Source organism: Nonomuraea sp. B208, from assembly GCF_057536035.1.
Window position 1 is genome coordinate 431,482 of record NZ_BAAJOU010000025.1, and the last position, 12,327, is coordinate 443,808.

At 72.0% G+C, this 12,327-nt stretch carries 15 protein-coding genes; 4 read left to right on the forward strand and 11 right to left on the reverse strand.

Annotation, left to right across the window (positions count from 1 at the left end):
- Nucleotides 1-67: 67 nt before the first annotated feature.
- A complete protein-coding gene (locus AC27IY_RS30235; RefSeq protein WP_423477816.1) occupies nt 68-1,210 on the forward strand; it encodes a hypothetical protein in 1,143 nt (380 codons plus the stop codon).
- Here AC27IY_RS30235 and AC27IY_RS30240 read toward each other — a convergent pair.
- On the reverse strand, nt 1,207-1,425 hold the full coding sequence (locus AC27IY_RS30240) for a DUF4229 domain-containing protein (protein ID WP_423451335.1): 219 nt from the start codon (nt 1,423-1,425) through the stop codon (nt 1,207-1,209). The two genes, AC27IY_RS30235 and AC27IY_RS30240, sit on opposite strands and share 4 nt — an antisense overlap.
- Before the next feature lie 257 nt (nt 1,426-1,682).
- On the opposite strand from AC27IY_RS30240, the gene AC27IY_RS30245 reads away from it, so the two are divergent.
- On the forward strand, nt 1,683-1,904 hold the full coding sequence (locus tag AC27IY_RS30245; protein WP_026214226.1) for a BldC family transcriptional regulator: 222 nt from the start codon (nt 1,683-1,685) through the stop codon (nt 1,902-1,904).
- 164 nt (nt 1,905-2,068) lie between these two features.
- On the opposite strand, the gene AC27IY_RS30250 is transcribed toward AC27IY_RS30245, so the two are convergent.
- Nucleotides 2,069-2,311: a hypothetical protein gene (locus tag AC27IY_RS30250; RefSeq protein WP_487179971.1), complete on the reverse strand. Its 243-nt coding sequence runs from the start codon at nt 2,309-2,311 to the stop codon at nt 2,069-2,071.
- Between the two features lie 11 nt (nt 2,312-2,322).
- Entirely contained in the window at nt 2,323-3,327 is a 1,005-nt protein-coding gene (locus AC27IY_RS30255) for a hypothetical protein (RefSeq protein ID WP_487179972.1), read from the reverse strand.
- 137 nt (nt 3,328-3,464) lie between these two features.
- On the opposite strand from AC27IY_RS30255, the gene AC27IY_RS30260 reads away from it, so the two are divergent.
- Nucleotides 3,465-3,761, forward strand: coding sequence for a PLD nuclease N-terminal domain-containing protein (locus AC27IY_RS30260; RefSeq protein ID WP_344208278.1), 297 nt, complete (start codon nt 3,465-3,467; stop codon nt 3,759-3,761).
- A gap of 36 nt (nt 3,762-3,797) precedes the next feature.
- On the opposite strand, the gene ccsB is transcribed toward AC27IY_RS30260, so the two are convergent.
- The 5 genes from ccsB to AC27IY_RS30285 form a co-directional block, all read right to left on the reverse strand.
- A complete protein-coding gene (gene ccsB, locus AC27IY_RS30265) occupies nt 3,798-4,760 on the reverse strand; it encodes a c-type cytochrome biogenesis protein CcsB (RefSeq protein ID WP_487179973.1) in 963 nt (320 codons plus the stop codon).
- Nucleotides 4,750-6,309 (reverse strand): cytochrome c biogenesis protein ResB, encoded by a 1,560-nt coding sequence (resB, locus tag AC27IY_RS30270; RefSeq protein ID WP_487179974.1) that lies wholly within the window; start codon nt 6,307-6,309, stop codon nt 4,750-4,752. Before resB ends, ccsB begins: the two co-directional genes overlap by 11 nt.
- Entirely contained in the window at nt 6,309-7,031 is a 723-nt protein-coding gene (locus AC27IY_RS30275) for a cytochrome c biogenesis CcdA family protein (RefSeq protein ID WP_344208281.1), read from the reverse strand. The genes resB and AC27IY_RS30275 overlap by 1 nt, the downstream gene beginning before the upstream one ends.
- Entirely contained in the window at nt 7,024-7,581 is a 558-nt protein-coding gene (locus AC27IY_RS30280; protein ID WP_344209087.1) for a TlpA family protein disulfide reductase, read from the reverse strand. Before AC27IY_RS30280 ends, AC27IY_RS30275 begins: the two co-directional genes overlap by 8 nt.
- A gap of 86 nt (nt 7,582-7,667) precedes the next feature.
- Nucleotides 7,668-8,306, reverse strand: coding sequence for a histidine phosphatase family protein (locus AC27IY_RS30285; protein ID WP_344208282.1), 639 nt, complete (start codon nt 8,304-8,306; stop codon nt 7,668-7,670).
- A 43-nt stretch (nt 8,307-8,349) separates the two neighbouring features.
- Here AC27IY_RS30285 and AC27IY_RS30290 point away from each other — a divergent pair, with 43 nt between their 5' ends.
- Nucleotides 8,350-9,204 carry an EamA family transporter gene (locus AC27IY_RS30290; RefSeq protein ID WP_487179975.1) on the forward strand — a complete coding sequence of 285 codons (855 nt, stop codon included), beginning with the start codon at nt 8,350-8,352 and terminating at the stop codon, nt 9,202-9,204.
- A gap of 4 nt (nt 9,205-9,208) precedes the next feature.
- Here the strand turns inward: AC27IY_RS30290 and AC27IY_RS30295 are convergent, their stop codons facing one another.
- The 3 genes from AC27IY_RS30295 to AC27IY_RS30305 all read right to left on the reverse strand — a co-directional run bounded on the left by AC27IY_RS30295 (nt 9,209) and on the right by AC27IY_RS30305 (nt 12,290).
- On the reverse strand, nt 9,209-10,126 hold the full coding sequence (locus AC27IY_RS30295; protein ID WP_344208284.1) for a LysR family transcriptional regulator: 918 nt from the start codon (nt 10,124-10,126) through the stop codon (nt 9,209-9,211).
- Nucleotides 10,127-10,323: 197 nt separating this feature from the next.
- The gene (gene hemL, locus AC27IY_RS30300; RefSeq protein WP_449947778.1) at nt 10,324-11,604 is read right to left on the reverse strand and encodes a glutamate-1-semialdehyde 2,1-aminomutase; all 1,281 of its coding nucleotides are present in this window, start codon (nt 11,602-11,604) and stop codon (nt 10,324-10,326) included.
- 56 nt (nt 11,605-11,660) lie between these two features.
- A complete protein-coding gene (locus AC27IY_RS30305; RefSeq protein ID WP_344208286.1) occupies nt 11,661-12,290 on the reverse strand; it encodes a bifunctional DNA primase/polymerase in 630 nt (209 codons plus the stop codon).
- Nucleotides 12,291-12,327: the final 37 nt, after the last annotated feature.

Below are 12,327 nucleotides of genomic sequence, written 5' to 3' on the forward strand. Positions count from 1 at the left end.
CGTCGCCCTTGCGGCGATCATCGCTTCGGCCACGGCCGCCCACGGTCCTGTCGCACAGGACCGCGTGGTGTCGGCCGACCCGGTCGATCACACCCCTCATGTCCTGGACGGCATCGTCAACGCCATCGCCGTCGTCGGCCGCACCGTCGTCGTCGGCGGCTCCTTCAGCGAGGTGAGCGACGCCGCGCGCAAAGTGGTCGTGGCGCGCGACAACCTGTTCGCCTTCGACCTGCCGACCGGCCGCGTCCTGGCGGCCTTCGCCCCGATGGTCCCCGGCCCCGTGTACGGCCTCGCGGCCGGCGACGACGGCACCGTCTACGTCGGCGGCGAGTTCTGGAGCGTCAACAACGCCCGCGCCCGCGGCCTCGCCCAGGTCCGGCTCTCCGACGGCGCCGTGGTGCCCGGCTTCGCGCCCGACCTCGTCGGCGGCTCGGTGAGCACCCTCGCCCGGCAGGGCCGCAGCCTCTACGTCGGCGGCGACTTCACCGGCCCGCGCCAGGCGCTGGCCCGGCTCGACGCCACCACGGGCGCCGCCGACCCCGGCTTCGCCATCAGGCCGGGCGGGCCGCTGACGCCGAAGGTGAAGGTGCACGCGCTCGCGCTCGCCCGTGGCCGGCTGCTGGTGGACGGCTCGTTCACCACGCTCGACGGGCAGTCACGGCCGCAGCTCGGGCTGATCGACGTGACCGGCTCGGTGGCCAGGGTCGCGCCGTGGCGGACCGCCGCCTACGCGCAGAAGTGCGCGGAGACGTTCCCGTCGTACGTGCGCGGCCTCGACTTCTCCCCCGACGGCAGCTATTTCGTGGTGGTCACCACGGGCGGCCCGAGGGGCGGGATCTGCGACACGGCGGCCCGTTTCGAGACCTTCGCCAAGGGCTCGGCCATCCGCCCCACCTGGGTCAACGCGACCGGCGGCGACTCGCTCTACGCGGTCGCGGTGACGGGGGCCGCGGTGTACGTGGGCGGGCACCAGCGCTGGCTGAACAATCCGCAGGGACGCGACTCGGCCGGCCCCGGCGCGGTCGCGCGGCCGGGCATCGGCGCCATTCATCCGAGCACTGGAATGGCGCTCGGCTGGAATCCCACCCGGGAGCGCGGCATCGGCGTGAAGGCGTTTTCCGCGCAACCCACCGGACTACTTGTCGGTAGCGACACAACGAGACTCGGACGGGAGTACCATGCCCGGATTGGCATGTTCCCCCTGCCCTAGTCGTCCTGCGGCTTCGGCTGGTCGAGCCTGTCGCTGATTCGCGCGCTCATGGCGTCACGCTGCTTGGACAGCAGGACATAGCTGGCCACTCCGCTGATCAAGAACGACGCCACGAGGAGGACCAGCGGGTTTCTCAGACCGACCAGCGCCAAGAGGCCGAGCGTGACGAGGAACAGCAGGATGCGGGAGGCGGTGTAAACGACAACGGGATGCACGCCTTCGAGGTTACTCGGGCTTGTCCCCCGGTCGCTCTTCGCATCGGGCGCGAGCGCTGCTACTGTTCCCAGTTAGGGAGTTTCGTAAAGAAACACCCACGAGAGCCCCAAAGAGGCTCTATCATATAACAATCGGGCAGTCAGCTGATAACAACCCGTGATCTTCTCCGAAAACCACGGATAAATCAGGCTTCGCTCGACACACTGGTTACCTGTCCGCCCGCTGGCAGGAAGCGGGATGCGAGGGGGAGAGATTGGTGGAGAGTAGCAGCGAGCGTCTGCTGACCCCAGGAGAGGTTGCCGCCCTCTTCCGGGTAGACCCAAAGACGGTTACGCGCTGGGCTGCGGCAGGCCGCATCAGCAGTATCCGCACCCCCGGAGGGCACCGGCGCTTCCGCGAGTCGGAAGTGCACGCCCTTCTCCGAGGCGAGGACGTTCTCACGGCCGACAGGCCGGCGGGGGAGTCCCCGCGCGTCTGACGTTCCGTCACGACGGTGATCCTGTGATCCTGCAGGGTCACCGCCCGCGGGACCTCTGAGGTTCGCGTGCTTCCCGGCCCACTTCCGTACGGCAAGCACGGGGCGGCGCCAACCGCCGACCGTGGCTGGCGCCTGTCCGGCGGCCCCGCACACGCGGCCTCGGCTCAGCCGTCGTCCTGCTGCGCCTTGAACGCGAGGAACTCGCGCTCCAGGTCGTCGTTCTCCTCCCGCCAGCGCGCCCGGCGCGTCTCCAGCTCCTCCTCCGTCAGCGACTCAGCCAGCCACCGCTCGTAGTCCGGATCGCCGGGCCGCAGCTCCGCGTAGGCGTTGCCGATCAGCCGCCCGTCCTCGCTGGCCAGGCTCTGCGGCACGCGCACGGTGCCGTCCGCGAGCCGGATGACGTACATGAGCGAGTCTCCTAGATTCCGTAGCGCCGGTTGAAGAACAGCATGACGTCGAGCGCCATCCGCGTGTCACCCCCGAGCATGTCGACCAGCGCCGGACGCTGCCGGGAGGCGATGGCGGCGAAGGCGTCGGCGAAGAACTCCTTGCGGCCGAGCCCGCCGCCCTGCCGGTGGAAGGCGGAGGCCAGGATCGGACGGGCCTTCTCGTAGAGGCCGACGAACTCCGGCGAGTCCGACACCCAGGCCCCGTAGGCGGAGTCGACGTCGTCGATGGCGTGGCCGACCTCGTGCATCATCACGTCGGGGGTCGGCGAGGGGCGGTCACCGACGACGATCTTGCGGTCGCCGTACGCGCCGGCGCAGATGTCCCAGGTGGCCCGGCCCGAGGGCAGCGGAGCGCCGCGTAAGTAGCCCATGTCGTCGAGGTCGGGGACGCCGCCGGGGCCGACGTAGATGCCCTCCAGGCCGGCCGCCAGCTTCTCCTTGAGCCGGTCGGGCAGCCGGGCCAGGCTCTCCACGGCCCGGACGACGTCGGGCGGCGGCGGGCCGAGCCTGGCGTCCCACTGGCGGTGCAGGATGGACTCCAGCTTCCCGCAGTGGCGCAGGCCGTCGCCCAGCGACGGGGCGTCGGGGCGGTGCGGCTGGGCGCGCGGCGGGCGGTCGTCGAGCTCGAAGTCGTCCCAGGTGTAGCGAGGGCGTTCGACGACGGCGGCGGACAGGCGCTCGTGGCGCTCGCGGACCGCGAACCCGTCCCAGCTCCGCTGGTCGGGCGGCTGGTCGGCGCCGGGCCAGGAGCGACGTTCCGGCCGCTCAGCGCCCGGCCTGCGGCTTCGCGCGGCGTCCTCGGGCTTCCGGGCCTCGGTGCGGGCCTCCGGGGCTTCTCCGAGCCTCTCACGCGCGCCGGACCAGAAGGAACGGTCCGCGCCGCTCGGCGCCTCGGCCTTACGGGAGAAGAGGTACGACCCCCGCCGCCACCAGCGGCCGCGGCGATGCCGGCCCTTGTCCTGAGAAAAGGCCATCGCACCCCTCAACGAGTGAGGAACCCCGTGGGTTCCACGGTTTTCTGCTCCCACCGTACGACGGGGATCTTCTGCTAGTCACCCGAAATGGGACATCGGGAAGCACGAGCACGTCGCAGATGGCTTACAGTTCGGGCATGGCAGGTGTTCTCATCGGACTGGCGCTGCTGGCCTTCTGGCTCTTCTCGCTCTTCGACGTCGTCACTACCCCGGAAGACGAGGTCAGGAACGTACCAAAAACCATGTGGATCATGGTGGTCGTGCTGATTCCGCTGGTCGGCGGGCTCATCTGGATGGCGCGCGGCCGCCCGCGGGTCGAGCGGCAGGTCTGGTCGGTCTCCCCCGGTCCCGGCATGCCGAAGGGTCCCGACGACGACCCCGACTTCCTGCGCGACCTCGACCGGCGCATGCGCGGCGGCGACGAGCAGCACTGAGCGACCCCGGCTCGACGAGCCGGGGCCGGCCCCGGCTCAGACGTCGGCGTAGCTGTGCATCCCGCCGACGAAGATGTTCACGCCGATCAGGTTGAACAGCAGGCAGCCGAACGCCACGAGCTGCACGATCGTGGCGGCCTTGCCCCTCCAGCCGGCCGTCACGCGGGCGTGCAGGTAGGCCGCGTAGGCCACCCACGTGATGAACGACCAGACCTCCTTGGGGTCCCAGCCCCAGTAGCGGCCCCACGCGCGGTCGGCCCACAGCGCGCCCGCGATCACCGCGAACGTCCACAGCGGGAAGGCGAACACGATCGCCCGGTGCGCCACCCGCTCCAGGTCCTCGCGGGAGGGCAGGCGCGACATCCCGTCACCGCGCATCAGATAGAGCACGCCCGCGACGCCCGCCATCGCGAACAGCCCGCTCGCGATGATGGCCGCCGTGACGTGGATGGCGATCCAGTACGAGTTCAGCGCCGGCACCACGGGCCCTGCGGCGGTGTAGAAGATCTTGACCGCCGCGCCCAGCCCGAGCGTGGCCGTGACCATGACGAACGCGCCGAGGAAGCGCACGTTGTGGCGGAGCTGGGTGAGCAGGAACGCCGTGACGGCGGCGAAGCAGAGCGCCACGACGAACTCGTACATGTTGCCCCAGGGCCAGCGGCCGACGGCGAGGCCGCGGGTCGCGATGGCGGCCAGGTTGGCGGCCCAGCCGAGCCAGGCCAGCGCCAGCCCGGCCGTCCCGGCCCGGGCCGCCAGCCGCGACGGCGGGGCGCCCTCGGACGCCACGGGCTCTGGAGCCGCGCCCTCGACCTGGTCGGCGGCGGCGCCGACCGTGACCGTCTGCCTGACGGGACGGGCGGCCCTCGCCGCTGCCTTCTTGCCCGCGACGTAGCGGCCGAAGGCCAGCTCCGTCGCGAAGGCGATCATCGCGAGGACGTAGAGCAGGACCGCGGCGACGACGGTCAGGTCGCTCAGCTCGGCGAGTTGCTCAGCGGACATCTTTCTCTCCTGCTGATAGAACCTTGACGATGTCGGCGAACTCCTCGGCGAAGCCCGCCGCGGAGCCTTCGGTGCGGGTGAGGCCCCCGACCTCGACCGTTTCGCCCTTGACCCGGACGAACACCCGCCGCCGCCTGATCAGCAGCGACGCGGCGATGGACACGACCGCGAGACCGGAGAACAGCAGCGCGGGCAGCCGTCCCGGGTCGTAGGCGACCTGCAGCGTCATCCACTGCTTGACGCCGGTGAACTCCAGCTTGCCCGCCCCTTCGGGCAGCTCGACCGACTGCCCGACCGCGAGCGGCTTGGGCACCGCGGTGCCCATCAGCAGCGGCTTGAGCTTCTTCAGCGTCTCCGGCGGGGCCAGCTCGTAGACCGACTGCGGCTGCCCGTTGCGCAGCCCGAGGTCGCCGGAGAACGCCCCGAGCAGCTGCACCTCGGGGTTGAGCTCGCCGGGGAAGGCGGAGGCGTGGGTGCCGTCGGTGAGCGGCACGCTGGTCGGCAGGAACCGCAGCAGGAAGCCGAGCTGCGACGGCTGCGCGTCGGGGGCCTTGACCACGCAGCCCGAGGTCATCGTGGCCTTGTCCTCGATCAGGCAGGGCACAGGACCCTCGAAGGCGACCTGCCCCTTGCCGTCGGTCACCCGGAAGACCGGCGCGTAGCCGTTGCCGATGAGGTAGGTCTGCGTGCCGTCGACCTCCAGCGGCGTGTTGACCTTGAGGTCGACGTCGCGGGCGGGCGCGTCCGGCGTGTCGTTGACCGTGAGGTGGGCGGTGTAGTCGAGCGCCTGCCCCCGCTTCTCACCGGCCACCTGGTAGGAGACGTTGAAGTCGTCGAGCCGCAGCGTGAACGGCGCCAGCGACTCGGCCGACACCTGGTTGCCCGGCATGAACCGGTCGTAGGCGGCCACGGTGTTGGCGAAGCCGTCGCCCTCGACGACGAGCACGTTGCCGCGGTAGCCGAAGAGCGAGCCGACGCCGATCGCGAACAGGATGCCGAGCAGCGCGACGTGGAAGAACAGGTTGCCGGTCTCGCGCAGGTAGCCCTTCTCCGCCGAGATCCAGCCGTCGCCGGTGACCACGCGGAAGCGCAGCCCGCGCAGCCGCCTGGCGGCCTCGTCCAGGCTCGGCCCGCCCTCGATGACGGCCGCGTGCGGCAGCTTGGTGACGTTCTTCGGCGCGGCGGGCGGCTTGCGGCGCAGCTCGCGCACGTAGGTCAGGGTGCGCGGGATGATGCAGCCGATGAGCGAGGTGAACAGCAGCAGGTAGACCGCGGCGAACCAGGTGGAGGAGAAGACCTCGAAGAGCTGGAGGCGGTCGTACCACTCGGCCAGGGCGGGGCTCTCGTCGTAGAGCCTGGCGACCTTGTCGGGGTCGACGCCGCGCTGCGGGATCAGCGAGCCGGGCACCGAGCCGAGCGCCAGCAGGAACAGCAGGATGAGCGCGGTCTTCATCGAGGTGAGCGTGCGCCACGCCCACCGCAGCCAGCCCACCGGGCCGAGCCCGGCCTGCTTGGGCGACCGCTCGCGCTCCAGCTCCCGCACGCTCATCAGATCACCGGCTCGAACGCGCCGATCACACCCTGCATGGCCGCGATCATCTCCCCCCACAGACCGGTCACCAGCAGCACGCCGACGGCCACCATCATCCCGCCGCCGATCCTGGTGATCAGGCGCGAGTGCTTGCGGATGGCACGGAACGTGCGCAGAGCCCTGCTGTAGGCCAGCGCCGCCGCCACGAACGGCAGCCCGAGGCCGAGCGCGTACGCGACGGCCAGCAGGGCTCCGCGCCCGGCGCTGCCCTCGTTGAGCCCGAGCGTCAGCACCACGGCCAGCGTCGGCCCGATGCACGGCGTCCAGCCGAGCCCGAACACCACGCCGAGCAGCGGCGCCCCGGCCAGCCCCGCCGCGGGGAGCCGGTGGATCCGTACGTCGCGCATGAGCCCCGGGATGACCCCCAGGAAGGCCAGCCCGAGCACGATGGTCAGCACCCCGAGCACCCGCGTGATGATCGCGGCGTTGCCCAGCATGACCGAGCCGAGCCCGCCGAACAGCGCGCCGCTGAGCACGAACACGAGCGCGAACCCGGCCACGAACAGCGCCGCCCCGAGCACCAGCCGCCCCCGCCTGGGGTCGGCGCTCATGCCGGTGACGTACGACAGGTAGCCGGGCACCAGCGGCAGCACGCACGGCGACAGGAACGACACCACGCCCGCGAGCACCGCGATCGGCACGGCGAGCAGCAGCGAGCCCGAGGCGACGACGTCATTCATCGCGGACCTTGGTGACGGTGTCCATGAGGTCGGTGTACTTGACGGCGCCGAGCGCGCGGGCGGCGATCCGGCCCTGCTTGTCGATGATCAGCGTGGACGGGATGGCGGCGGGCGGCACCGTGCCCTGGAAGGCCAGCGCGACCTTGCCCGGCTGGTCGAAGATCGACGGGTAGCCGGTCTGCTCGGTGCGCTCGAAGGCGAGCGCGTCGGCCTGCCGGTCCTTGAAGTCGACGCCGACGAACTCGACGCCGGTGCCCTTGGTCTTGGCCGCGACCTCCTTGAGCACCGGCGCCTCGGCCCGGCAGGGCCCGCACCAGGACGCCCAGAAGTTGAGCACCACGACCTTGCCCTTGTGCGCCGCCAGCGAGGCGGTGCCGCCGTCGAGGGTCGGGCCCTCGACCGCGGGGGCGGGCTTGCGTTCGGCGGCGGCGAACACCTGCATCTTCCCGTCGCCGGCGACGAACCGGGTGTCGCCCGCCTCCGGCTGGCCGCTCTGATTGCCGGCGCACCCCGCGGCCAGCACGGCCAGCAGGGCGAGGGAGAGGGACATGGCGCGCACGGAGGAAGATCTCCTTGTACTACAACCGGTAGAGCTTGCAACTCTACCGGTGGGTCCGGGCGATCCGGACATCGGGCTCAGGCGCCCGGGACGGACGGCCCGGTGTCCAGCGACCCGGCCGGCTCGCTGTAGCCGATGCTGATGAGCCGGTCACCGTCGAAGGTGAACGTCGTGAGGCTGGCCAGCGCGCACTGCCTGCGGCGCGGGTCGTGCCAGAGCCGGCGGCCCTCGGCCGCCATCCTGATCGACCAGATCGGCAACTGGTGGCTGACGAGCACGGTCTCGTGCCCGCGCGCCGCCGCCCGCGCGTCGTCGATCATCGACTTCATCCGGCGCACGATCACCGGGTAGGGCTCGCCCCAGGACGGGCGCATCGGGTTCCAGAAGTAGCGGTAGTTGCGCCAGTCGCGGAACAGCCCGACCCCTTGCGCGACGGGCCGGCCCTCCAGCAGGTTGACCGCTTCGAGCAGGCGCTCGTCCTGCCTGACCTCCAGCCCGAGCTTGGCGGCGAGGGGGGCCGCGGTCTCCAGCGCGCGCTCCAGGGGCGAGCTGTAGAGGGCGACGATGTCACGGCCGCCGACCGCCTTGGCGACCGTCTCGGCCATGAGGTGACCCGTCTCGGACAGGTGGTAGCCGGGCAGCCTGCCGTACAGGATGCCCTTCGGGTTGTGCACCTCACCGTGGCGCAGAAGGTGGACGACGGTCGTTTCAGCCATGGTGGGCACAGCCTATCCGCTCGCCTCGGGATAGGGTCCCCGGGTGAGTCCCTGGGCGCTCCTCCTCGTGCTCGTCGCCGCCTTCGCCCACGCCACCTGGAACCTGCTGAGCAAGCGCTCCTCGCAGGCGGACGGGGTGGTCTTCGTCTGGCTGGTGGCGGTGGCCGGCGCGGCGCTGTGGGCGCCGCTGTTCGCGGGATACCTGGTGGTGGCGGGCGTGCCGTCCTGGACGGACCTCGCGGTGATCTGCGGCAGCATGGCCCTGCACCTGGGCTACTTCCTGCTGCTCCAGCGCGGGTACGGCACCGGCGACCTGTCCATGGTCTACCCGGTGGCGCGCGGCACGGGGCCGATGCTGGCGAGCCTGGTGGCGGTGCTGTTCCTGGGCGAGCGGCCGTCGGTCGCCAACGTGGCGGGGATCGTGCTGGTCGGCGTGGGGGTGTTCCTGCTGGGCCGGGGCGCGGGCCGCGCCGATCTGCGCTCGGTGGCGCCCGGGCTGGTCGTCGGGCTGTTCATCGCCGGGTACACGGTGTGGGACTCGCAGGTGGTGGGGCCCTTCGGGGTGGCGCCGCTGGCGCTCCTCTACCTGGGCGAGGTCGGGCGGGCGCTGGTGCTCGCGCCGGTCGTGCTGGCCACGCGGCGGGAGCTGGTCGCGCCGGTGTGGCGGGAGCACCGGTGGCGGATCGCCGGGGCGGCGGTGCTGATCTTCGTGTCGTACCTGCTGGTGCTGATCGCGTTCACGATGGCGCCGGTCACCGTGGTCGCGCCGGCGCGGGAGATCAGCGTGCTGATCGCCGTGGTGCTGGGCGGGCGGCTGCTGGCCGAGGGCGATCTCGCGCGCCGGCTGCTGGCGTCGGGGGTGATCCTGGGCGGCGTCGTGGCGATCGCCCTGAGCTAGTCGCTCACTTCACGGCCCAGGCGTTCTCCTGCTCCCTGCTGACCTCCATCAGGGTGTCGACCAGGGCCCTGATGGCCGGGCGGCGGGCCGCGTCGGCGCGCCAGACGGCGTAGATGCGGCGGGCCTGCCGCGGCCTGATCGGCACCATGGCGACGCCCTCGGGCACGTAGCGGCCGAGCCGCGGCACGATCGCGCAGCCGAGCCCGGCGGCGACCAGCGCGAGCTGGGTCGGGTACTCGTCGGCCAGGCAGGCGATCTCCGGCTCCAGCGAGGCGTTGCGCAGCGTGTACACGAGCCAGTCGTGGCACACGGTGCCGGGCGTGGAGCTGACCCAGCGCTCGCCGTGGAGGGCGGCCAGCTCGATCTCGCGCGAGCCGGCCAGCGGGTGCCCGGCGGGTATCGCCACGTCCGCGACGTCGTCCAGCAGCGTGGCCCTGGACAGGCCGTCGGGCAGCGCCATGGGCCGGTTGAGCCAGTCCTGGACGATGCCGAGATCGAGCTCTCCCCTGGCGACGTCGCGCACGACCCGCTCGGGCTCGCGCTCGCTGAGCTGGATCCACAGGTCGGGATGGCGGCCGCGGAGCGCGACCAGGGCCTGCGGCATGAGGCCGCGGGCAGCGGTGGGGAAGGCCGCCACGTTGAGCCGGCCGACGACCTCGCCGCGCAGCGCCTCGAAGTCGGCCTCGGCCGTCTCGACCAGGGCGAGGATGCGCTCGGCGTGCTCGGCGAGCAGCCCGGCCGCGTCGGTCAGCCGCACGCCGCGGCCGTTGCGCTCCATGAGCCGGGCGCCGGTCTCGCGCTCCAGCTTGGCGATCTGCTGCGACACGGCCGAGGGGGTGACCATGAGCGCGTCCGCCGCCGCGCCGACCGAGCCGTAGACGTGCACAGCGTGCAGAGCCTTGAGGCGGTTCAGGTCCAACATGTAAGCCAGACTAAAGGGTTTAGCGTAGAAAGTCTCGCTTGTGGTTGATTGTGTAGCAGATGAAAATAGATGCATGAGAATCATCAAGTCGAAGAAGCAGCAGCCCGCCGGTCCCTCGTACCTCAAGGAGCTCGCCGAGCAGGCTCGCGAGCAGCGCATCCGCTACCAGAAGCCCGCCCGCTGAGCGCCGCCCCGCGCTACCGCGCCGTCGCGGCCGCCTCGGCGGCGGCGGGCAGCGCCGCGACGATCCGCTCGATGGCCTCGTCGTCGTGCGCGGCCGACAGGAACCACGCCTCGTACGCCGACGGCGGCAGGTAGACCCCCTGGTCCAGCATCGCGTGGAAGAACGCGGTGAACGCACTGGTGTCCTGGGTCTTCGCCTCGGCGAAGTTCGTCACCTCGGCATCGGTGAAGAAGATCGAAAACAGGCTGCCGGCCCGCTGGAGCCGGTGCGGCACCCCGGCCTTGCCCAGCGCCTGCGCGGCGGCGTCGCCCACCGCGAGCGCCGCGGCGTCCACCCGCGCGTACGCCGCCTCGTCCAGCGCCCGCAGCGTCGCCAGACCGGCGGCGCAGGCCAGCGGGTTGCCCGACAGCGTGCCCGCCTGGTAGACCGGCCCCTCCGGCGCGAGGTAGGCCATCACCTCGGCCCGGCCGCCGAACGCCGCCGCCGGCAGCCCGCCCCCCATCACCTTGCCGAACGTCATCAGGTCGGCCTCGACCGGGTCGAGGCCGTACCAGCCGGCCGCCGAGACGCGGAAGCCGGTCAGCACCTCATCCACGATGAGCAGCGCCCCGTGGGCCGTGCACAGCTCGCGCAGCCGCTGGTTGAAGCCGTCGCGCGGCGGCACCACGCCCATGTTGGCCGGGCACGCCTCGGTGATCACGCACGCGATGTCGGCCTGGGCGAACGCCTCCTCGACGGCCGCCACGTCGTTGTACGGGAGCACGATCGTGTCCGCCGCCGACGCCCCGGTGACGCCCGGCGTGTCCGGCAGCCCGAAGGTCACCACGCCCGACCCGGCCGAGGCCAGCAGCGCGTCCACGTGCCCGTGGTAGCACCCGGCGAACTTGATCACCTTGGACCGCCCGGTGAAGCCGCGCGCCAGCCGCACCGCGCTCATCGTGGCCTCGGTGCCCGAGCTGACCAGCCGCACCTTCTCCACCGGCGCCACCCGGGAGACGATCTCCTCGGCCAGCTCGACCTCGCCTGGCGTGGCGGTGCCGTACGAGAAGCCGTGCGCGACCGCCTCGGAGACCGCCTCGACGACCGCGGGGTGGCGGTGGCCGAGGATCATCGGCCCCCAGGAGCACACCAGATCGACGTAGCGGTTGCCGTCGACGTCGGTGATGTAGGGGCCCTGGCCGGCGGCCATGAAGCGCGGGGTGCCGCCGACCGCGCCGAACGCGCGCACCGGGGAGTTGACGCCTCCCGGCACGATCCGGCGGGCACGGGCGAACAGGTCCTCGGATGTCTCTATGCGGCTCACCCGACCAGGTTAGTCGGGCCAGGGGCCGCCCCAGGGCGAGGGGCCGCTCAGTCGGCGAGCCACTCCAGGATGCGCAGCGGGTCGGGCAGCGGCCGTCCGTCCGGGGGCCGCAGCCAGGAGACCTGCCGGCCGAAGGGCAGGTGCGAGGGCGGCGCGAGCACGTAGCTGTCGCGGCAGTGCCAGCGCAGGCCCGGCGTGTCGTCGATGGCGGCCGGGTCGCAGTCGAGGTGGCAGGACCACCACTCGTCCTCGTCCTCGGGGTTGCCGCGGGTGGCCACGTAGAACAAGACCCGGTCGCCTTGGGCGGCGACCGGGCCGGAGTGGGCACTTGCCTCGTCGATCCTGGTGAGCGCCGTGAGGCCGACGGCGAGCGGTACGTCGAAGACGTCGAAGACGCGGCCGGTGGGCAGGATCACACCCGCCTCGGGCTCGGCCTGCCACCAGCGGGACAGCTGCGCGGGGTCGGTGGTGGCGAGCAGCGGCCAGGCCGGGGAGAGCGGATGGGCGCCCGGGTCGGGACAGCCGAGCCGGTCGCACGAGCACGCCCGCGGCCCCGCGGGCAGCGGATAGGCGCCCGGCACCACGGGCCAGCCCATCGCGGCGTAGTCGAGCACGGTCGCGATGCGCGACGGCCGCGCCCGCTTTTTGGTACGCCGAGCCAGAGGTACCCCCACCATTGGTGTCTCCCGTCGAATCCCGCGCCTGAAGAGGTCC